Genomic DNA, 20,270 nt, shown 5'->3' on the forward strand with positions numbered 1-20,270 from the left:
AGCATGAGCATGAGCCAAGGTTTGTACCCCCTTTTAAAGTTCTTGCTGTATTAATAATCCAACTTATAATTGGCCAGGTAATCGGCAATTTGCTCGATCTCTTGATCGGTAAAGCCGAGGTCCTTCGGATTAGGCATCGTGTTGCCAGGTTTAACAGCCTGTGGCTCCGACAGCCATTCCACCAGGTTGTCCTTCGTCGGCTTCGAGCCTGGTTCGCCGCTTATATCGTTCAGCAAGATACTCGCTACGGTCTCACGTGATCCCATACCGGTCAAGTTAGGACCCATCGCTCCGCCCTGGTCGCCCACAGCGTGGCAAGAAAGGCAGTTGGTCTTGAACTTCTCGGCAAGTGCCGGATCCTCAGGAAGCACAGCAGGCGCTTTGAATGCCGCTACCCAATTCTCGAATGTAGCGTCATCAACCGCTTTCACCCGGAATTCCATGAATCCATGGGAAGGTCCGCACAACTCTGCGCATTTGCCAATGTATGTATCCGCCTTGTCGGCAATCAGGGTCATGTAGTTGACGCTGCCTTCTGTGTTCGTATCCATCTTGCCGCCGAGCGATGGCACCCAGAAGGAGTGAAGCACATCATTCGTTTTCAATTGGAAAGCAATTTTCTTGCCTACTGGGATGACAAGCTCTTGAGCCGTCTTAACACCGTAGTCTGGATAATTAAACTCCCACCAGAATTGGTGAGAAGTAACCTCTACCTTCACTGCATCCGGATCGTTCCAGTCGTTTTCGCCGTAAGCGAACACCTTTTGAATAGTAGGAATTGCAAGCACGAGTACGAGGAGCAGCGGAATAGCCGTCCAAATAATCTCAAGCTTGTGGTTTCCTTCGACTTGCTCTGGAATCTTATCCTGTCCCTTTTTCTTACGGAATTTAACAAGCACGTATGCGGCGATTCCAAATACCACAACCATTACGACGATCATAATCGAAATGGAGAGCTTAATTAAATCCAGTTGACCTTGTGCTACCGGACCTTGAGGCCTAAGGACCGACAAATCCTCACGTCCGCAGCCGGATAACACCAAAGCAAACATGGCCATCAAAGGAAGAAGACGCTTTACAGCCTGCCACCGTTTCATCATTGATCTACCCCACTTTTCCGATTTTCGTAGACTACCATCCGGCGCAAACAGCGGTAATCTACCTGCACAATCACGGATGAAGTAATCCTGTCAATTAAAGCAATCACTTATTAAATATAAGTTCACGGGTTGCTTTTGTCAATCATTCACAGGGAGTTCACAAATTGTTCGAAAAGTCGTCAAAGTCGCGCCGTTACTGAATTTGCAATCGCTTTCATGACCTACCTCCCATCCCGTGCCCTATGGTTCGACAATCTTCACAGGAGCTTGTACGGCAACGTTCTATGCATTATATACAGTCAATTCCCCGTTTTGAATCGATCATGACAAAAGGAGGTCCCTTAAGCAGTCATCCCCGACTGCAAGGTTCCTCCTATCATTATGCGATATTTTTCCGGATCTTAATCCGTCAGAATGAGCGGACCTTCCTTCGTAATGGCAACCGTATGCTCGTATTGTACGCCGACCGACCCGTCCGCGCTCGATATGGTCCAGCCGTCGTCCCCCCAGAATACGGCGCCGGAGGGTCCCAACGTAAACACCGGTTCGATCGTAATGACCATCCCCGCCTTCAGCTTCAGCCCTCTTCCCTGCGTTCCGTAGCTGGGGACGTCAGGCGGCTCATGAAGCTGCCTTCCGATTCCATGCCCGACCAAGGACATGACGATCCCGTAGCCCTCTTCTTCCGCAACCTCCTGAATGGCATGCCCGATGTTCCCCATAGCCGCCCCGGGTCTTGCCTGCTCAATTCCCTTGAATAGAGCTTCATGCGTCCGATTCATCAGCTTCATGACAGCAGCATTGACTTGGCCGACCGCATAAGTCCAGCCCGAATCGGCCAGCCAGCCATTCTTGTTCACGACCATATCGATCGTTACGACGTCTCCCTCCCGCAGCGGCCGGTCATCCGGAAACCCGTGACATACCACCTCGTTAACCGAAGCACAAGTAGCGTAAGGAAACCCCTTATATCCCTTCTGTTCGGGAGTCGCCCCCTTTCTCTTTAAAAATTCCTCTACCCGCTCATCGATCTCCATCGTGCTTACCCCCGGCTTGATATGCTTGGCAATCTCCCGGTGGCATGCCGCAAGTATGCGGCCGGCTTCCCGCATATATCCGATCTCTTCGGCGCTCTTCAGCTGTATCCTCACATCCGCCCACTCCCTTGTTTCGCTTCGCCAGCTGCTAACAATATATGTCCGGGACAACGCGAAAATTAACCGCACAGATGAAAAGCCTCGAATGCCTAGCTCATATGCTGGACCTAGGGGCGCATGCGATGCACTGAAACGTCTTTCAACAACCACTGCCCTTCCTTTATGGTCGAGGAGTTCCCCGATATGCAAAAAAACCGCCCTCGGGACCAAGCCCGAAAACGGTTTAACCATATACGTAATAACAAGGTGAAACATGCTAATAGCGATATTTCTAATCGTTCAGGTGCGCTAACGGTCAGGATACGGAGGAATTCATCTTCCCAAGCTCATGTTCAACGACAAGCGTGAGCTCTTCTTCATAACCTCCCATAATATGGTACTTCCGGACATACTCCTTTACAAATTTTTTCGGATCTTTAGGCCGGAAAATTCGTGTCATTTCCCGCAGACTTTCCTTAACCTCATTGTGACCTTTCGTTGCCATGATGGATCCCTCCTAAAACGTGTGGAATGAAATACTCCGTTTAAAGAGAATGCCGAAAAGATCTACCCCATTAATTAAAGATGAAGCCATATTGCAGTTCTTACGGTGACCATAGGTTGATATTCAGCAACTAACCAAGTACACCTGACACTATACATACCCTAGCAGCATGCATCTGAATCATTAATATATTGTATCATATTCTTCGGTTTGTTTCATCTTTCCCAAAAAATTGTTTTTTTGGCCATATTTTATACACAGCCCCCGAAAGCGTAAATCTGGTTAAGATACATACAACTATCCCTTATCCGTAGGAGGTCTGAAAGAAAATGACGAAGACCCAACCGATGATGCGCGCTCCTCTCATGACCGGCTCGCCGTTTCCTGCTGCCGAACCGGAGGAGCTCGGGCTTCCCCGCGATCCGCTGGACATGGTTGACAGCGTGATCCGCAAGCAATATCCGAAAATGCGAAGCTTCCTGTTCGTACATGCCGGCAAACTGTTGTACGAGCGGTACTACGGCGGGCATACGGCCCATTCATTCAACGATCTCAGGTCTGCAACCAAGAGCTTCACGTCCATTCTGATTGGCATTGCGAATGCCCGGGCCGAGCTTCCCGATCTGGACACGCCGGTAACGGACGTGCTCCAACGGTATATCCCGCGGAGGGCGCATCCCCTCTTAGGTAAAGTGACGCTTCGGCATCTGCTGACGATGACCTCCGGCTTCGCCTGGCAGACAGGCAAAAAGCTCGGGGAGCCGCTCATCCACCGCTTCCATCGCAGCCGCAGCTGGACCTCCTTTGCGCTGGCGCTCCCGGTCATGGAGGAGCAAATGGGCGTGTTTCAATACCGCAGCACGGACTCGCATCTGCTCTCCGTCGCACTAAGCGAGGCCACCGGCATGGATGCGTTTGCCTATGGCAAGGCCCACCTCTTCGAGCCGCTTGGCATCGATCATGCGGCCTGGACCCCGAGCCCGGAAAGGCACAGCATGGGGCACATCGGATTGTACCTGACATCGAGGGACATGGCCAAATTCGGGCTATGCTGCCTGAACGGCGGACGCTGGGAAGGTTATGAGCTGATCCCGGAAGGCTGGCTGAATGAGGCTCTGACCTCTCAGGCTGCGGGCTACCCCGCCTTCGGTGATTATGGTTACCAGTGGTGGACCGGCACGATCAGCGGAACTCCCTTCGCGCTTGCCCACGGCCATGGCGGTCAGCAGATCTACTTGCTGCCGAAGCTCGACGCCGTCATCGTATTTACGGCCGACAGCAAGGTAAGCCGTTGGAGAAATCCGCGGATGCTGCTGGAACGGCATCTTGTCGGGCTTCTGCAGTCAAATTCGACACGTTAACCTGAAATCTCGTATGGATACGGATAGACCTTCCCGGTTCTGGTTACTTTATGCGATATGAATCATTACTAAATTTCAAGCTGAGAGGAGCATGCAACATGGCCGGTAAGGACAAGGATCTGCCACCAATTTCGAGGGATGAAGTTGAAGTAGACGGGATCTATACCAACGAATGGGGCCGGGAGGAATATTTAAAGCGCGGAGAGACCTTCCCTTTCGACCCGCAAAACGGCTCTACGGAATGGAAGCTGTCCGAATACGATTTCGAGAACCATCATCAGGGACGAACCGATGAACGGCTTGTTCCGAAAAAGAAAGGGCCCGACAAGCAGGTTAATATCGATTCCCCGTTCCGCCACGTGGAAATCGACTGACACGTTTTACTTTAAATGAAACAACACGATGAGCCGTTTAGCGGCAACCGACGAAACCGCGATCTATTTCAATGAACAGGCATCCGTAATCTAGGGCAGCTGTTCTTTTCGTGAGCAGAAGCATTCGTTCTGCTCTCATGCAAAGGGTGATTAAGACTATGACTACAACCAGATGGCTCAGGCTTCTTGTCCCACTGGCTGTTATGTGCGGAATATGGCTTGCCGTAGATATCAGAGGGCTTGAATATGCCTATATTCCGCCCAAAAGCAGGCTGGAAAACACACAGGCTCTTCAAGCACTTCAGCGTAACGCCGTACGCCAGTATGATGTTTGGGGCAAGATGCTCACCGTTCCGGGAAAAGCTCTGCAGGATGCCGATCCCCGTCTTACGCCACACAATGGGGCCGTCGAGATCACGGAGGATCTGCTTGCGCTCGGCAGACGCACGCTGTACAAGGAGTCGTTCGGCAATGAGGTGTTCTTAACGGATATCGTGGGCATTATTGACGGTCCGTTGAAGCTGAAGGGCATCCTCAAGGCCATCGCCGACTTGAAGGGACAAGGAACGGACAATCTTCAGGTCGAACTGGATAAGGACATTACGGTCGGGGGAAAAACGTTTCGCAAGGGAGACAAAATCGCCACCGGGTTCGACGTCGCCAAAGGAGCCCATACTCCGGTCGGAGTCACCTTCCGTTACGTCGAGGGCAGGACCAAGCTTGGCGTCAGCTGCATGGCATGCCATGCTACGGTCAACCGGGATACCGGCAACATTGTGGAGGGTGCTCCGAATTCGGATCTGAACCTGGGACTCCTGCTCGCGCTCGCACCTAACAGCGCAGCCTATTTCACGCATACCGACGTATCCAAGCTTGTGGATTATGTGAAAGACCAGAACCGGACGGTGATCAACTCCAAAGGCAAGGCAGAGCCTTTGCCTGACCCGGACATGCTGGAGAAGGCCGTTGACGATAACCTGGTCAAATGGGTGCCGGGGAGCTTTGACACAACGGTGGATATGATCAGCGACGTTACCCAAATCCCCGACATGTTCACCAAAGGCGGCCACCCGTACAGCTGGAGCGGCTTCGGTCTGGCCGGCGGGTTCAACGGGTTAAGCACCTTCGGCAACAACGTCCATGCCCAGAACACGGATACGCTGAGCCAGACCGAGGTGAGTGAGGTTCTTCTCGGTATCGATAAGGAAGTCTATGCCGGCACCATTCTGCAAAATGCCTCAAGCCCAAAGTTTCGCTACAGCCCCAGCAGCGGGCTTAAGCCGACGCAATTTTTCAACAAGCTGGACCCGAATCCCGGTACGCCCGGCGTTAATGAAGTCATCAAAACACCGAATTTTCCGAAGGTATCGCCGATCGCGCCGAACGGGCTGTATATCAGCTCGCCGGGCTTCAAAGCCGGCGAGCAGGTCAATGCCATGTCCGCTTATCAGAATACGATCCGGCCGCCGGAAGCGCCTGCGAAGAACGCGGATGCCAAGACGATACGCCTGGGGGCCGAAGTATTCAAAAAAGCGCAGTGCATTACATGCCATGCAGGCGATTATTTTACGAACAATCGCATCCTGCCGGTTGACAAGGTCGGCACCGAGCCGGCCAGAGCGAATGCCTTCCACCGGACGGAGAAGGACTTCGGGGAGGCGCTGTTCTACTCGCCGGACACGCCCGTGCCCATTCCCCCTGACGCTAGGGTGGTCAAAGTGCCGATGGGGCATATCGATCCCAAGCAGATCGAGCTCGGGTTCGGGCATAACCAAAGCGGCGGCGGCTATAAAGTGAAAGGGCTGATCGGGCTGCGATGGTCGGCTCCGTATCTCCATGACGGCGGAGTGGCCGTCGGTCCCGAGCTGTCGCAGGTTGGGCTTTCCGAGACCCTTATGAAAGGAATTAAGCCAGACCCCTACAACAGCCTGAAGGCGATGGTTGACCGGCGGCTCAGGCAGCAGGTGATCGATGCCAATCGGAAGGATTCCCGGCTCAGGGACACCCACATCACGGGACAAGGCCATGAATTTTGGGTGGATGACGGCACAGGCTTTACGAAGGAGCAGCAGGATGCGCTGGTGCAATATTTGCTCAGCCTGAAAATGAAGTAAGCTCGGAGACAATAAGCATCATACTTTGTCCAAACCGTTCATAAGGTAAGGTATACAGCTTGACCTGCCGAAATGAACGGTGCCCAAGACAAGGAGTTGATGACATTGTCCCCTTTCAAATCATCCACAGGACTTCCCGAGAATCTGGCTGCAACGCTCTGCTACTTCTTCCCCATGGTCGGAGGAATTCTGTTTCTGTCGTTAGAGAAAAGAAGCCGCTACGTGATCTTTCATGCGCTGCAGTCCTTGCTGACCTTCGCCGTTCTGGCGATTGCGCATCTGCTGTCAGGCGCGGTTCCGATTATCGGGCTGCTTGCTTCGGCGCTGCTTGCGCTGGTCGGCGTGGTGCTGTGGCTCGTGCTGATGGCCAACGCCATTCAGGGAAAATGGTTCAAGCTTCCGTGGATTGGAGCCATCGCGGAGAAACAGATGCAGCGAATTTGAAGAAAACCCGCCCGATGTTAAAACGGCCTCAAGTCCTGTGAACAGGGCTTGAGGCCGTTTTTTTTTGCGTAGCATTTATATGAGGGAGAATTCCATGGATCGGGCGAAACCGGCGAAGCCGGCCTTAGCCTAGGAGTTAGCCTTCTTTATGCGGCATGTCCTTCGGCTGCATCGCCCTGCTTCATAGCAGGCTTCGTATATTTCAACCCGTTAAAGATCAGATTGAGCACGATCGCCGTCACGCTGCCGACAACGATGCCGTTATCGGCAAGAATGCGGAAGTTTTCAGGCAGGCTCTCGAACAGTCCCGGTACCGTCGTTACCCCCAGGCCCATTCCGACAGAGCAGGCGATAATGAACAGGTTCTCATGACGGTTCAAATCCACCTGGTCGCCCAGCATACGGATGCCGGAGGAAACGACCATCCCGAACAAGGCAACCATCGCTCCGCCGAGAACGGATGTCGGCACAAGCTGCGTTAATGCCGCAATCTTCGGCACGAAACCGATCAGCACGAGCAGGCCGCCGGCAACGACAATGACGTCGCGTGTCTTTACGCGGCTCATTTGAATAAGGCCGACGTTCTGGGAATACGTCGTGTACGGGAAGGAGTTGAAGATCCCGCCGACTACGATCGCAAGTCCTTCCGCGCGGTAGCCGCGGGCCAGGTCCTTCGATTTGATATCACGGTCCACGATTTTGCCGAGAGCCATAAATACGCCCGTGGATTCCGCCACGCTGACAATGGCAACCAGAATCATCGTCAGAACCGGCATCAGCTTAAATTCCGGAGTGCCGAAATAGAACGGCTGCGGAGCACGGAACCAGCCCGCTTCACGCAGCGGAGTCAGATCGAGCCCCCCGAACAGCGCAGCGGCGATCGTTCCGAGGATCAGGCCAAGCAGAACGGAGATCGAACGCAAGAAGCCTTTGGCAAAGCGATTCATAATGATGATGAAGGCAAGGACGCCAAAGCCGAGCGAGATATTCAAGGCGCTGCCGAAATCCTCGCTGCCCTGACCGCCGCCCAGGTCATTAAGAGCTACCGGAATGAGCGTCAGCCCGATAATCGTAACGACAGAGCCCGTTACGACCGGCGGGAACACCTTGATCAGCTTGCCGAACAGACCCGAGAAGAGAATGACGAACAAGCCGGAGGCGATGATCGCGCCATATATTGCGGACAAGCCATGCTGCTGGCCGATGATGATCATGGGACCAACGGCTTGAAACGCGCATCCGAGCATAACCGGAAGCCCGATGCCGAAATATTTATTACCAAATACCTGAAGCAATGTCGCCACACCGCATGCAAGCAAATCGATCGCGATGAGGTAGGTCAGCTGCTCCGTCGTTAACCCAAGTGCGTTCCCTACGATCAGCGGTACAATAATAGCTCCCGCGTACATGGCAAGCACATGCTGCAGACCAAGTGAAAAGGTCTTGCCTGGATTCCTCCGTTTATCAAAGATCGGCTCCAACGCCGCTTGTTTCTGTTCTCCCATGGCTCTTGAATTCCTCCCAGTGGATTGTTATATGGCTTGTTATCTATGCAAAAGTTACTGTACCGTCATCAAGCGACGCAATGCGCACCAGCGATTCCACACGGTAGCCTGCCTCTGCGAGCAGTCGTCCGCCCGGCTGGAACGCTTTTTCGATCACGATGCCGATGCCGACAACCTCGGCGCCGGCCTGCTCGACGATTCGGGCCAGGCCGAATGCAGCCTCGCCGTTGGCCAGAAAGTCATCGACGATCAGAACGCGGTCTCCCGGCTTGATGAATTTCTTGGAAACGGTAATTTCGTTCGTCTCTTGCTTGGTGAAGGAATAGACTTTCTCCACGAAGATATCCTCACGGAGCGTCAGCGACTTCTGCTTTCGCGCAAAGATCATCGGCACGTCCATCTCGAGCGCGGTCATGATGCCCGGCGCGATGCCCGAGGATTCGATGGTCAATACACGGGTGACGTTTTCATCCTTAAACCGACGCGTAAATTCCTTGCCTACCTCTTTCATGAGTACCGGATCCATCTGGTGGTTCAGGAACGAATCCACTTTCAGCACCTGTCCGCTAAGGACAATGCCTTCCTCTTTCACTTTGTTCTGCAGTAATTGCATGATGCTCCCCCTTCATTGTTGTACACATTCCAAGCACGAAAAGCCCATCTCCTTCTTTCGCCGTTATCGCCGGGAAAAGAAACAAATGGGCATAAGCAGCAATAATACGCCGAGAGCTGCATAAGGGCGTGACCCTTACAGCTTGTCCGTCGCTGCCGCTGTATCCCGTAGTCCAATCATTTCCGGTGATCGGGTAGAAACATGCAGGCCAATCCCTGCACATATACGAGAACACGTATGTTCAGCAAGATGCAGCATTCGATTCCAGCCGCTCCCGGATTCAATCTCATAGGGGAATTTAACCATTCCGCCCTATTGATCGCCCATTGAGAGCCGCCCTCTGAATGTCTGCAAAATCTGCATGGTAAGATAAAATCAATCTCATGCTTACGTGTAAATATGATTATTCCGAATGAATGAAGTATAACGCAACTGGCATGAAAAAATAAAGTGAAAATTTACGGAAATCGAATTCAGAAGAGCCAAGAGCCTGTACCATGGACATTCGAACACAAAAAGACCACCGTTAACCGGTGGCCCGTATGTCTTATGGCTGAAACGAAACATGAATTTGCACGATCTCGGAACGCGAGCCCAGCCGAATCGGCGGTCCCCAAAACCCATAGCCCGAGGAAACGATGGAGTGCATTTGTCCTTTTTTCAAGTAACCCCAATCATTTTCAAACAACGCCCCGGTAATCAGGTGTGCCGGAAACACTTGCCCGCGGTGGGTATGCCCCGAGACGACCAGGTCCACGCCCTGCTCCTCGGCCTCATCCAGCGCATTCGGCTGATGATCCAGAAGAAATGTCGGCCGCGTCTTGTCGACCTCCTTCATGATCTCGGATAATGCTGCACGCCCCGTATCCTGCTTATCCCGCCGCCCGACAATCATCAGGTCCTCGACGGCTGCCGCCTCATCGTACAGCACGGTCATCCCGCTGCGCTCCAGTGCTTCAATCAACTCCCGGATGTCACCCTCGAAGCGGTCATGGTTGCCAAGCGAAGCATATACCCCATATGTAGAGCGGATGCCTGACAAGATTTCGTCAATGCCTTGGTTAAGATAAGCGTCCAGATCATCATCGATGATATCGCCCGGAAACAGCACCAGATCCGGCTTTAACGCATTAATCTCCTCAACCATCCGCTTTGCATGGCCTTTTCCCGACAGCAGTCCGAAATGCATGTCGGAGGCCATGACAATGTTAAGCTCATCCATCGCTCCCGCATCCTTGGCAATATTCACGCTGTATGCCCGCACTGTCGGACTATAGGCATTAAACGTGCCAAGCCCGATCAACAGCAGCAAGAGTACCAGCACGAGCAGGCCCGCTCTCTTCCCCGCCCCGTCCCGTCGCAGCTTCGTTAGACGCAGCACCCACATCGTTAAATGCAGCAGCGGGAGAACGAGAATCAGTACGTAAAAGACCGCCATCCAATAGGCTCCGATTACGTTCAGCACCGTAAGATTGCCGAGAAAGCGCCCTGATATAAAAGAGGTCGATACAACCGTCAGGACGATAATGTACAGGGTCTTGAACAAGGCGGATTTCCCCGGGCCCATCCAGCTCCATACACTTCGCCCGATATAATAGACAAGCAAACCGTAAATGATCAACGCTATGATACCTATGAAAATATACATCGCCATCTCCTTTTCATACACTCATTATAGCAAGGCTAATGAGCAAATCCCAGCATTCGCCGGTAGGGAAGACAGCATCCATAAGGATAAATCCATGCTTGAGATCGTATACCGTGTCGGCGCTTGTTCCTATTCAGGTTATAACCCCGTGTGCTTTCGCGGAATGAGCTCGTTCAAGATCGACTTCAGGTTGCGATCCTCTGTGTAACGCTCCTGCCCCATGTCCAGCTCATTGACCCGGATATAGGTGTAGGTTGCATCCGGAGCCGCCGGCTTGAACAGCAGCTCATCGCGCTCATCCGGAACGACGTTATATTCCATATCGTGAAACATATCCAGAAGCTGTTGTCCGGTAGGCTGCTTGCCCTTATCCACAAAGATCAGGCCCCTCAATTTCTTGGGTCCCTCCTTGTGCCCGACTGTAAAATGAACGATGCATTCCATGCATGCCACTCCTCTCGCTTCGTTGTCTGAATATCCTGCCCTTTACTCATGATATCCTGCATCGCGGGTGTATAATCCCTTATGCAAATAAACGCCAGGATAGTTCCCGGCGTTCGTTAAAGTTTGGTTGTAGTTTATCATAAGATACCGTATCGGGCTGTGATTCCTGTCATTGCCGATTCATTCAATGCCATTGCGCTGAATACGCGAGCCTTGATATAGATAAACTAGCGATTTCTGACGCACCATCCAATACGGATAGATCGTGCTTGTCACGATCCGCTGTCTGTCCCTTTGGACGCGGGTTCAGATGCGGGTTCAGATGCGGGTTCAGATACCGGCTCAAGCCCAGCCTCCGCGCTAACGCCGGATTCGGCTTCCGCTTCCAAACCGGGTGCCGCTTCTTCAAACGCCCCCGTCTCCGGCGCAGACTTCCTGAAGAAGTCAGGATCATTCTCGCGCTCATCCTCTTCCCCGTACGGGTCGGCCAAGCCTTCCGGCGTCACGTACTCGCTCTGAATGTACCCGAAATTCCGGCCGTACCGCGACTCCAGTGTGTCCCCCATATCCTGCTCCAGCTGGAACAGCACCATCTCTTGAGTAAAATGATGCAGCAGCAGCTCAGCCATCACAGGGTGCTCCGTAATCACGGCCCCGGTCTCGAATTCGCCGCCGCGCATTCCGAGCATGCACCACTCGCGGTCCACAACGAAGGAGAATTTGCGGCCGCCCCGCTTTCGTTCCTCGAGGCCCCGCCAGCCCGGCCAGGCAAGGGTACGCGACAAGCTCTGCTCAGGGCCGTCGCATGCCCACAGCACCTTAACGCCTCTAGCCTCCGCTTCAGCGAGCGGCTCGCGCAGCAGTGCGGCCTCCTCCCGCCAGACATCGACCACGATCTCGCGCTCCGCCCGTCCCAGCTCCCGAACGAGAGCATCGAGCACGGCCTGATCTCCTTCAATGCTGAGGAACGGGGCAGCCGTACCGCTGCTGCGCGGCAGGCTTTTCTCCACATAGGCAAGGGAAGCCTCGACGCGTCCCGAGATCATGCGCGTCAGCTCCTCCGGCTTCAGCGATCGGTATCGGACGGGTTCTCCGCTCATGCGCTCAAGCGCTCCCTGCCGCTCCAGCCGCTGCATGGCCGCGTACACATTAGACCTGGAGGCGCCGAGGCGCTTGGCCACCTCGTAGCCTCCGGCAGGTCCATGCTCGGCAAGGTCCACCATAATTTTCGATTCAATCTCGGTAAATCCCAAATTGCGCAGATGATGCAGCAATTGTTCCATAATTTCTAGTCCCCCCAAAGATGCTCGAACGCTTGCTCTATCATACACACGATTGTTGTTGAACTTGCGCTTAAGGCCATGGTCGTCCGATTCCCTTACAATTCAATTAGATTTGCTCCGCTCCGCAGCGCGGGCACCATTTCGAGCCCTTCGGCAGGTCGACGCTGCAAATTTGGCATTTTACCGTATCCCGTACCGGCTCTTCTCCGGATACATAATCCTGGTTCTGATTGTTTTCCTGCCAGAAACGGATGCGCCGGTCCAGCTCCAGCTGTCTTTCCCGCTCGCGCTCGAGCTCTTCCCAGTGTCGGCGCTCCTTCTCTTGCTCCTCCTGCTCAAGACGAAGCTGCTCAGGATCCACCTCGGGCTCGAGAAGCTCTTCATCGACAGGGCTGAACGGCTCAGGACCTTGACGATACGTGTATGGCTCATGGTCCCGTTCATCGGCAGCCGCCGCAAAAGCATCGGCCTCATCCTCATCCTCGAAATCAAATCTGACCTTGTTCAGCTCAGGATCTTTCACCGCTTTCTCAATCGGCTCCTCCTCTTTCGGAACGATGCTGGCCAGCTTGCGGCCGCAATTCGGACAGAAATTGGCATCGAGCGCCACCACGCGTCCGCATTGGCAGACCCGTTCGTTTTTCAGCACCGCAATCCGGTTGCGGATCTCTTCGATCTTCTCCTGAAGACCGTCGCAGGTCTTGGCCAGCTCTACCATTTCCTTCTCGGCAACGGACATATCCTGCATGCGGTAGCCTTCATAGAATACTTTCCCCATCTGAAGGTAATATGAATTTTTCTGCTGCTCGATCTCCGCGATTTGGCTGTTCAGTTTATTGACTTCCACCACGTGCTGGGCTTTTTCCGTCGCCCGGTTCGCACCGTCCTTAAGCCTCTGCAATATATTCATCCCTATATCCTCCTCTTCCTTATACCCGGTTCATCACGCGCTTTCAAAAGCAGCGTCTAGTTTATCATCATTAGTAAAAGTACACGCTCACCCCTAACCGGTCCTCCGTTTCCCGCATGCCGTCGATCGGGGCTATGCTGGAGGGCGGACATCTCAATCCAGTATACGGTGGTAACGGTGATTCTATCATACCAAATTCCTTGCTTCTTGTGAAAATCGCCGTTTTCCTGTCATTTCAAGTGATTCAACCCGATTCCGGTAGTGTAAAGAATAGAAAAAAGCCAGCGCTTGCATTCAAGGCAGCGTTAGCAAGCAACGAAAGCTTACCGACCGTGCAGGAAATCAGCTGCCATTACTGGAGGGATAACGCATGACCACCGATAAAAAAACCTATTATGTCTCCGTCAACCATAATCTGATCCGGGATGTCCCCGGAGATTCCAATGAATTCACCGTCATGCTCAGCAAGGACGAATTAACCCGGCTGAAGGATCTGATGAATGATTTCAGCAGCACCGACCGCTACGCGTTCCAACGGACCTTCGTTCCGTATAAATCGGCTGATCACGACGAAGCCATTGAGCAATTTGACGAGCGGACGATCGACCTGTACGCGTTCCTCCATGAGCATGGGGATGAGCGTACGCGCCGCATGATCGAGGATATGAACATTATCCGCAAAATGGATGACACCGGCTATGATGATCCGGGCTACGAGAATGCTCCGCTCAATAAATAAACGAAATGGCAAGCCATGAAGCAGCCGTAATGTGAAAAAAAATCCTGAAGGGCTTCTCTTTCACCGATTGCAGCAGCCGAACGCCGTAAGCAAGCTTCCCGCTGCTTGCGTCAGACTGGAGGCTTGCGGCATGCTTGAAAGTATGCACGCTCGAAGCGCGCAACCGCTTGAAGATCGTCACATGTCTGAAGCTCGTGACATGCTTTAAGATCGCAACCGCTTGTAGCTCGCAACGTGTTTCAAGATTGCAACGTGCTTCAAGAACGCAATCGCCTGAAGCTCGCGACATGCTTGAAGCTCATAAGATCACAACGTGTTTCAAGATTACAATGTGCTTGAACTTGCAGCATAGGCAGCATCCACGCCTGGGAAACCTCAGGGATTTGATCCAAAGAAACCCCGAAGCACAGCTCCGGGGTTTCTTTACGATTACTTGAGCAGGCCCGACATCCAACGAGCCTAGCAGCTCGTCCAAGCAGTCTTGGCTCGTCCGATTCGCGACAAGAGCTGCATTCCTCCCCGTCTCGGCCCTTTCACACGACAACTACAGCTTTATGTTGGCTTCGTCGAAATACTCCTCCAGCGTCAGGCCGCTCTTCGCAATGTCCGGCGCGAGATCCTTCCCGACATAGCGGATATGCCAAGGCTCATACACGTATCCCGTAATATCCTCCGCCCCTTCCGGGTACCGGATGATGAATCCGAATTCCGGTGCGCGTCTGGCCAGCCACTCGCCTTCCTCCGTATGGCCGAAGGCTTCCTCGAGCGCGTTTCCTGCGCTGGGACTCGACACATCGATCGTCAGTCCGGTCTGGTGCTCGCTCGTGCCGGGCACTGCGCTCACGCGGTTTGCTTCTTCCTCTCCCTTGGTGCGGACATTGTTTTCATAGATCACCTTCTGGCGGTCGTATGAGCGGTACCCCGAAACGGCGCGAAGCTCCATTCCGTCCGCCTCGGCCGCCGCAAACAATTCTTCAAGCGCCTTGGCAGCCTCTTGTCTCAGCATCCGCTTCTCGTGGGGACCGTCGAAAGAAAACGGCACGTTCGGCTCCACGAGGTCATCCGGCTCATAGCCGTCCGGGAGGCTGCGCTGCTTGTTCACCACAACGGTGACGGCATCCGGGTTGGTCACGACCATCTTGCCGTTCTCCTCCTGCACGGTTGCCTGGAGCGCATTTTCGCTCCGTTTGGCCATCACGGGATCCGCCGGCTCGTTTCCGGCCTCTGCGTCCTCCCCGGTTCCTTCCGGAAGCGTCGTGCCTTCCTGGCCCTCGGCCGGCGCTTGAAGCTCCTGTCCCTGCTCTTTGCCTGAACCGGCATCATTCGATTGGCACCCTGCCAGAATGCTCCCCGCTACCAGCAGAGATGACAGCATCAGGCTCGTCCAGCGTATATTTTTCCCATAAAATGCACTCATCACTGCCTCGTCCTTTCCCATCTTTATTGTCCTCATTGTACCTTATCCAAACGGTACAGGACAAACGCTGTCATGTCGAAGAATGACGCGGCATGCCGTCATTTCTCCGAATTTGCGGCGCCATGGCCGCGCTTTACGGCCTTTAGGCGTGAAAAAAAAGCAGCCATACGCCTGGCCGCCCCCTTCGAAAGGGGAGGTCTAAAGGCTATGGCTGCTCTATGCGGCGGCGCTTCTGCTCGGCCCGCTCCGATGCCGCGCGGGCAATGAGGCCGAGCGCCTGGGAAACGCCGCTGACGCCCGGCAGCAGGCCCGCCCAATCGCCGGCGGGCCCAAGCTCTCCGGGCGGCGGCGGGGACAGCGGCACCGCCAGCTCGCCCAGCTGCGGCCCCGGCCGGTGCAGCCGGCCTTCGGCCGCAGCCTCGGCCACCCATTCGCCGGGAGAAGGGCCGGACGGCCCCTTCTCCTTCACGCGGGTGGCCGCGTCCCCTGCGGCGCCGCCTGGCCGCGGCGGTACGGCCTTGGCCCAGGCGTCGAAGACGCCGGCCAGCAGCGCCTCCCGCGGCAGCCCCAGCAGCGCCAGCAGCTGGAGCGGCTCCGCCGCAAGCCTCTGCCGTGCGGCATCCAGCACGGCCTGCCCTTGCGCGCAGGCTTCGCGCCCGCATGTGCAAGGCACGGCCATCCCTTCGCCCGGCAGGGGCGAAGGAACAAAGCCGGCCAGCCACGGGGCTTCGCGGCCTGCAAGGAGCGAGTACAGCTCCAGCGGATGATCCGTAAGGTAGGCGATGATCGAATTGCGGACATCGCCCGCAAGCGGCTCGATCGCTACGCTGATTCCGCAGCCCCCGCCTGGCCCCCCGTCCGGACCGATCCGGCCCTGAAGCCGTCCCGCGGTCAGATCAAGCCGGAGTTCGTCGGATTTCGTCGGTTCCATCACAGCACCCTCCTCTTCGCCGTAAATCCTTCTATGTCATCCAAACATTCAAAATTGCTTCGTTCTATATCGCAACCTGATCAGAAGAGAATCTGGTAAGCATCCTGATCGATAGAATCTGGCTAGCGTCCTGATCGAAAGAGAATCTGGATAGCATCTCGATCATAAGAGAAAATCCGTTTAGCATTCTATCGATAAGCTAACGGGATGCCCGTTTACATCCAATCCTGTCCTTGAAGCTCGATCAATCGGCGGAGCTCGCCGTCGGACATTTCGGTCAGCCATGTCTCGCCGGAGCCGACCACCTGCTCGGACAACGCCTTTTTCTGTTCGATCAGCTCGTCAATCCGTTCCTCCAGCGTCCCCTGGCAGATCAGCTTATGCACCTGGACATTGCGGTGCTGCCCAATCCGGAACACCCTGTCCGTTGCCTGATTCTCCACGGCCGGATTCCACCAGCGGTCGTAGTGGAGGACATGATTCGCGCGGGTCAAATTCAGCCCCACGCCCCCGGCCTTCAGCGACAGCACGAAGAACTCCGTGCCTTCGCCGTTCTGGAAGGCCCGCACCATCTCGTCCCGTTCGCGCTTCGGGACGCCGCCATGGAGAAAATGCGGCTTCTTCCCGTACTTGCGCCCGAGTACGTTCACGAGCAACTCGCCCATGCCGACATACTGGGTGAAGATAAGCGCCGATTCCCCCATATCTTCAATCTGGTCCAGAATTTCGAGCATCCGCTCCATCTTCCCGGAGGCTTCCGCGCGCACCGCTCGTCCCTCTTCCTGCCGCAGCAGCTGGGGATGATCGCATATTTGCTTCAGCTTGGTCAGCGAGGACAGCACCAGCCCCTTGCGGGCCATGCCCGTCTGGGTTTCGATCTGCCCCATCATCTCATCGACGACTGCCTGATACATAGCCCCCTGCACCTCCGTCAGCGTGCAGTAGGACTTCACCTCCAGCTTCTCCGGCAGATCCTTGCGGATGTCCGGGTCGCTCTTCAGCCTGCGCAGCATGAACGGCGATACGAGCCGGTGCAGCTCGCGGTATCTTTCCTGCTGCCCTTCGCCGGCGGCATAGCGCTGACGGAAGGCATTGAAGGAGCCCAAGTACCCCGGATTCAGAAAATGGAAGATGGACCACAGCTCCGCCAGGCGATTCTCCACCGGCGTTCCGGTCATGGCAATCCGGTGGGGAGCCGACAGCTTCATGACGCTCTGCGCCTGTTTGGTGCGGTAATTCTTAATATACTGCGCCTCGTCCAGCACAACGCTGGACCAACTGATGCCGGACAAGTCTCCTCCGTCGCGCCCTGCCAAATGGTACGTGGTCAGCACAACATCGTACTCTTTGGTCTTCCGCGCGAATTCATCTCCCCGGAGCCGCCGGACCCCATGATGAACATGAAGCGACAGCTCCGGGGCGAACCGCTGGAGCTCCCGCTGCCAGTTGCCCAGCAAAGACGTCGGGCATATGATCAGGACCGGGCCGGTGTTCCGGTCCGATTCCCTCCGGTCCAGCAGGCATGTAATCACCTGAATCGTCTTGCCGAGCCCCATGTCATCCGCAAGGCAAACGCCAAACCCCATTTCGCGCATCATGCTGAGCCATTGATATCCACGTTCCTGATACGGCCTCAGCTCCCCATGCAGCATCGATGGGACAGGACGGGGCGGAACCTTCCGGATAACCTCCCCTTCAAGCAAGGAGGACAGCAGTCCCGCGGATTCAACCTCCTCGATAAAGAGACCCTTCCACAGCCGTTCCCCATCCATCTCGGCGGTCAGATGCATCCATTCCGCCAGCTCCATCTCGCCCTTCTCATGACGCTTCATGAAACGAAGCACCTGGTTGATCTCCTTCAAGTCGACTTCAACCCACTCACCGCGGAATTGGACGTACGGCAAATTCTGCTCCGCCAGCGATTTCAGCTCTTCCCGGGTGAGTCGCTGGCCCCCCATGGCCGCCGAAATTTCAAAGCGAACCAGATGCTCCATCCCCATCACGGGGAGCGGATGCATCCCGCCCGGCGATCTCGCATCGGACATCATCTTCAGAGACAGTCCGACCCGTCTGCGGCCTTCCTTGCTCCACCTCGTTGGCATTTGGACCGTCACGCCTTTTCCGGCCAGTCTCGGAACCGAATCCTTCATAAAGGAAGACAAGGCGCTGAGCGGTATCGACACCCCTTCGGGTGCCGGTCCACGCAAGCCCTCCGCGAGCTCCGGCGCAAGCTCCGCCGCTTCGCCGAGCCTTAGCAGCAGCTGCTGCTTCACGGAGGAATAAATCCGTCCCCGGATCAGCGGATCCGTCTCCGCCATTGCCCAGATGCTGCCTGCGGGCAGCAGCAAGCCCTCATCCTCCAAGCCCCGCGCCCAGAACGAGATTTGCCAATCCTGCCGGTTGTCCGCAAGCGGAGGCTCGAGCCGGAGTCCGAGCCCGACCGTTCCGCTCTCCGGGGGCGCATCCTCGCCTGCAGCGTACGGGACCGCCGTTCCACCCGCTGCCTCCACCGCCGACGTCAGCTCCCCGATCTCTTCGGCTGTGCCTTGGACAGGCAGCTCGCGGTTAACCGTCAGCAGACTGTTCCACCACAGCTCGACTAAGGGAGAATACCCTCGGCGGTAATTCGCCAGATGGGGCCGCAGCTTATCCTGGGTTTCCCGTACCGCCTGGCGGGCCTCGCTGTCCAGAATGCCGCACAAGAACGAGTACAGCACGATCGCGCCCGCTTCCTCCCGGGTTGACGGGTCATGACCGGCCAGAGCTGCCGGCACGCCGATGCAGACTGGCGGAATATTGGCCGCCATTTGCATGAACCGCTCCCAGTCCTCCCCAGACAGCTGCGGCTTCCATACCGCACGGATGCTCTGCATCGAAGACCGTCGTCTTCCGATCACCGGCACTTCGGCGGTACCCGGCGCAAGCTTTCCTTGTAGCAGCAGCTGAAGCGCAAAGCGGCTTGCTTGTATCCAAAATTCCATCTCTTCTCCGGCTTCGAGACCCTGTGCTTCATAGTTTGCCGGCGTAAGCTCGAGCAGCATTTCGAACGCATCCCCCGGCGTGAGTGCCAGTCCTTCCATCGTCCGGCCGCCGACCATCTTCCGCTCCGGACGACGCGCGCTTCTCTCCCCGTAGGTCGGGGACGGATATCTGAGCTCTGCCAGCCGGAGAGTCGCATTGGCGAAGGGGCGGCTTCCATCCTGCATCCGCACGGCACGGACAACGCGGCTCCATGCATCCACCTTGGGCTCGGATACCTCTCCGGAAAAACAAAAGAATGCATCACCTAACCATACGCCATAAAGCGGTTGATTCATCGTTGTCTCCCGTCTTTTCCTGCTTTTTATAGATATTATTACTATCTTATACGATCACCGCATAATTTCAAAACGCCAGCCGAAAGAATTTTCGGGCTATAAAATGATGCCGCTCCCCTAAATGTTGCCACTTATTCGATCCTTGATGCGTATTGAATAAATAAACCTACATTTGTCAGGGGGAGCTCGATTGGACATCTTGTTTGCCGGGAGCATTATTGGGCTGGGCGTTTTATTAATAGGTTTTTTATTGTTTATTATTCACATCATGATTTGTATATGGGGGTACCGCGATGCGCGGCGTCTTGGCAGAAGCCCTGAGTTTGCGCTGCTTATCCTGCTTGGCCTGCTGTTCTTTCCGGTTGTCGGGCTCATTCTCTATCTGCTGATCCGGAGGGCTTAACTGGTTAACCCCGTTGCCGCATGGCC

Annotated in this window: 17 protein-coding genes, 1 pseudogene and 1 riboswitch; of the genes and pseudogenes, 6 read left to right on the forward strand and 12 right to left on the reverse strand. The window is 55.2% G+C overall.

The window, feature by feature from the left end:
- Positions 1–50 precede the first annotated feature (50 nt).
- From coxB to BBD41_RS11285, 3 genes are all read right to left on the reverse strand, one after another.
- The gene (gene coxB / locus BBD41_RS11275) at positions 51–1,100 is read right to left on the reverse strand and encodes a cytochrome c oxidase subunit II (RefSeq protein ID WP_077569912.1); all 1,050 of its coding nucleotides are present in this window, start codon (positions 1,098–1,100) and stop codon (positions 51–53) included.
- 401 nt (positions 1,101–1,501) lie between these two features.
- Positions 1,502–2,251, reverse strand: coding sequence for a type I methionyl aminopeptidase (gene map, locus BBD41_RS11280; RefSeq protein WP_099477643.1), 750 nt, complete (start codon positions 2,249–2,251; stop codon positions 1,502–1,504).
- 301 nt (positions 2,252–2,552) lie between these two features.
- Positions 2,553–2,741: a hypothetical protein gene (locus BBD41_RS11285; RefSeq protein ID WP_007130415.1), complete on the reverse strand. Its 189-nt coding sequence runs from the start codon at positions 2,739–2,741 to the stop codon at positions 2,553–2,555.
- A gap of 329 nt (positions 2,742–3,070) precedes the next feature.
- On the opposite strand from BBD41_RS11285, the gene BBD41_RS11290 reads away from it, so the two are divergent.
- The 4 genes from BBD41_RS11290 (at position 3,071) to BBD41_RS11305 (ending at position 7,034) form a co-directional block, all read left to right on the forward strand.
- The gene (locus BBD41_RS11290) at positions 3,071–4,102 is read left to right on the forward strand and encodes a serine hydrolase domain-containing protein (protein WP_099477644.1); all 1,032 of its coding nucleotides are present in this window, start codon (positions 3,071–3,073) and stop codon (positions 4,100–4,102) included.
- 98 nt (positions 4,103–4,200) lie between these two features.
- Positions 4,201–4,476 carry a transposase gene (locus BBD41_RS11295; RefSeq protein WP_077569915.1) on the forward strand — a complete coding sequence of 92 codons (276 nt, stop codon included), beginning with the start codon at positions 4,201–4,203 and terminating at the stop codon, positions 4,474–4,476.
- A gap of 158 nt (positions 4,477–4,634) precedes the next feature.
- Complete coding sequence (locus tag BBD41_RS11300; protein WP_099477645.1) at positions 4,635–6,590, forward strand: electron transport protein; 1,956 nt, start codon at positions 4,635–4,637, stop codon at positions 6,588–6,590.
- Positions 6,591–6,695: 105 nt separating this feature from the next.
- Positions 6,696–7,034, forward strand: coding sequence for a DUF4870 domain-containing protein (locus tag BBD41_RS11305; protein ID WP_099477646.1), 339 nt, complete (start codon positions 6,696–6,698; stop codon positions 7,032–7,034).
- 146 nt (positions 7,035–7,180) lie between these two features.
- Here the strand turns inward: BBD41_RS11305 and BBD41_RS11310 are convergent, their stop codons facing one another.
- The 6 genes and pseudogenes from BBD41_RS11310 to BBD41_RS11335 all read right to left on the reverse strand — a co-directional run bounded on the left by BBD41_RS11310 (position 7,181) and on the right by BBD41_RS11335 (position 13,437).
- Positions 7,181–8,539 carry a nucleobase:cation symporter-2 family protein gene (locus tag BBD41_RS11310; RefSeq protein ID WP_077569918.1) on the reverse strand — a complete coding sequence of 453 codons (1,359 nt, stop codon included), beginning with the start codon at positions 8,537–8,539 and terminating at the stop codon, positions 7,181–7,183.
- Positions 8,540–8,582: 43 nt separating this feature from the next.
- Entirely contained in the window at positions 8,583–9,152 is a 570-nt protein-coding gene (locus tag BBD41_RS11315) for a xanthine phosphoribosyltransferase (RefSeq protein WP_077569919.1), read from the reverse strand.
- A 148-nt stretch (positions 9,153–9,300) separates the two neighbouring features.
- A riboswitch (purine riboswitch) is annotated at positions 9,301–9,401 on the reverse strand.
- A gap of 298 nt (positions 9,402–9,699) precedes the next feature.
- Positions 9,700–10,800, reverse strand: a complete 1,101-nt coding sequence (locus BBD41_RS11320; RefSeq protein ID WP_206098298.1) for a metallophosphoesterase — start codon at positions 10,798–10,800, stop codon at positions 9,700–9,702.
- A 138-nt stretch (positions 10,801–10,938) separates the two neighbouring features.
- A complete protein-coding gene (locus tag BBD41_RS11325) occupies positions 10,939–11,244 on the reverse strand; it encodes a hypothetical protein (protein ID WP_077569921.1) in 306 nt (101 codons plus the stop codon).
- A 500-nt stretch (positions 11,245–11,744) separates the two neighbouring features.
- Positions 11,745–12,527: pseudogene (locus tag BBD41_RS11330) on the reverse strand (TrmB family transcriptional regulator); the annotation flags it as partial.
- A 106-nt stretch (positions 12,528–12,633) separates the two neighbouring features.
- Positions 12,634–13,437 carry a zinc ribbon domain-containing protein gene (locus BBD41_RS11335; protein WP_077569923.1) on the reverse strand — a complete coding sequence of 268 codons (804 nt, stop codon included), beginning with the start codon at positions 13,435–13,437 and terminating at the stop codon, positions 12,634–12,636.
- A 370-nt stretch (positions 13,438–13,807) separates the two neighbouring features.
- On the opposite strand from BBD41_RS11335, the gene BBD41_RS11340 reads away from it, so the two are divergent.
- Positions 13,808–14,176 (forward strand): hypothetical protein, encoded by a 369-nt coding sequence (locus BBD41_RS11340; RefSeq protein ID WP_077569924.1) that lies wholly within the window; start codon positions 13,808–13,810, stop codon positions 14,174–14,176.
- Positions 14,177–14,720: 544 nt separating this feature from the next.
- Here the strand turns inward: BBD41_RS11340 and BBD41_RS11350 are convergent.
- The 3 genes from BBD41_RS11350 to BBD41_RS11360 form a co-directional block, all read right to left on the reverse strand.
- Entirely contained in the window at positions 14,721–15,593 is an 873-nt protein-coding gene (locus BBD41_RS11350) for a M15 family metallopeptidase (protein ID WP_167392970.1), read from the reverse strand.
- A 205-nt stretch (positions 15,594–15,798) separates the two neighbouring features.
- Positions 15,799–16,524: a hypothetical protein gene (locus tag BBD41_RS11355; protein ID WP_099477650.1), complete on the reverse strand. Its 726-nt coding sequence runs from the start codon at positions 16,522–16,524 to the stop codon at positions 15,799–15,801.
- 215 nt (positions 16,525–16,739) lie between these two features.
- Positions 16,740–19,841 carry a DEAD/DEAH box helicase gene (locus BBD41_RS11360; protein WP_099477651.1) on the reverse strand — a complete coding sequence of 1,034 codons (3,102 nt, stop codon included), beginning with the start codon at positions 19,839–19,841 and terminating at the stop codon, positions 16,740–16,742.
- A 190-nt stretch (positions 19,842–20,031) separates the two neighbouring features.
- Here BBD41_RS11360 and BBD41_RS11365 point away from each other — a divergent pair, with 190 nt between their 5' ends.
- Positions 20,032–20,244, forward strand: a complete 213-nt coding sequence (locus BBD41_RS11365) for a hypothetical protein (RefSeq protein ID WP_077569929.1) — start codon at positions 20,032–20,034, stop codon at positions 20,242–20,244.
- Positions 20,245–20,270: the final 26 nt, after the last annotated feature.

Origin of the sequence: Paenibacillus ihbetae (assembly GCF_002741055.1) — a bacterium.
GTDB lineage: Bacteria > Bacillota > Bacilli > Paenibacillales > Paenibacillaceae > Paenibacillus_AQ > Paenibacillus_AQ ihbetae.

What these genes read in the sequence shown, in the direction of transcription:
- BBD41_RS11290 (WP_099477644.1), top strand. Translation starts at nt 3,071, where the DNA reads ATGACGAAGACCCAACCGATGATGCGCGCTCCTCTCATGACCGGCTCG.
- BBD41_RS11295 (WP_077569915.1), top strand. Translation starts at nt 4,201, where the DNA reads ATGGCCGGTAAGGACAAGGATCTGCCACCAATTTCGAGGGATGAAGTT.
- BBD41_RS11285 (WP_007130415.1), bottom strand. Translation starts at nt 2,741, where the DNA reads ATGGCAACGAAAGGTCACAATGAGGTTAAGGAAAGTCTGCGGGAAATG.
- BBD41_RS11335 (WP_077569923.1), bottom strand. Translation starts at nt 13,437, where the DNA reads ATGAATATATTGCAGAGGCTTAAGGACGGTGCGAACCGGGCGACGGAA.
- coxB (WP_077569912.1), bottom strand. Translation starts at nt 1,100, where the DNA reads ATGATGAAACGGTGGCAGGCTGTAAAGCGTCTTCTTCCTTTGATGGCC.
- BBD41_RS11320 (WP_206098298.1), bottom strand. Translation starts at nt 10,800, where the DNA reads ATGTATATTTTCATAGGTATCATAGCGTTGATCATTTACGGTTTGCTT.
- BBD41_RS11350 (WP_167392970.1), bottom strand. Translation starts at nt 15,593, where the DNA reads ATGAGTGCATTTTATGGGAAAAATATACGCTGGACGAGCCTGATGCTG.
- BBD41_RS11325 (WP_077569921.1), bottom strand. Translation starts at nt 11,244, where the DNA reads ATGGAATGCATCGTTCATTTTACAGTCGGGCACAAGGAGGGACCCAAG.
- BBD41_RS11310 (WP_077569918.1), bottom strand. Translation starts at nt 8,539, where the DNA reads ATGGGAGAACAGAAACAAGCGGCGTTGGAGCCGATCTTTGATAAACGG.
- BBD41_RS11355 (WP_099477650.1), bottom strand. Translation starts at nt 16,524, where the DNA reads ATGGAACCGACGAAATCCGACGAACTCCGGCTTGATCTGACCGCGGGA.
- BBD41_RS11360 (WP_099477651.1), bottom strand. Translation starts at nt 19,841, where the DNA reads ATGAATCAACCGCTTTATGGCGTATGGTTAGGTGATGCATTCTTTTGT.
- BBD41_RS11315 (WP_077569919.1), bottom strand. Translation starts at nt 9,152, where the DNA reads ATGCAATTACTGCAGAACAAAGTGAAAGAGGAAGGCATTGTCCTTAGC.
- BBD41_RS11340 (WP_077569924.1), top strand. Translation starts at nt 13,808, where the DNA reads ATGACCACCGATAAAAAAACCTATTATGTCTCCGTCAACCATAATCTG.
- BBD41_RS11300 (WP_099477645.1), top strand. Translation starts at nt 4,635, where the DNA reads ATGACTACAACCAGATGGCTCAGGCTTCTTGTCCCACTGGCTGTTATG.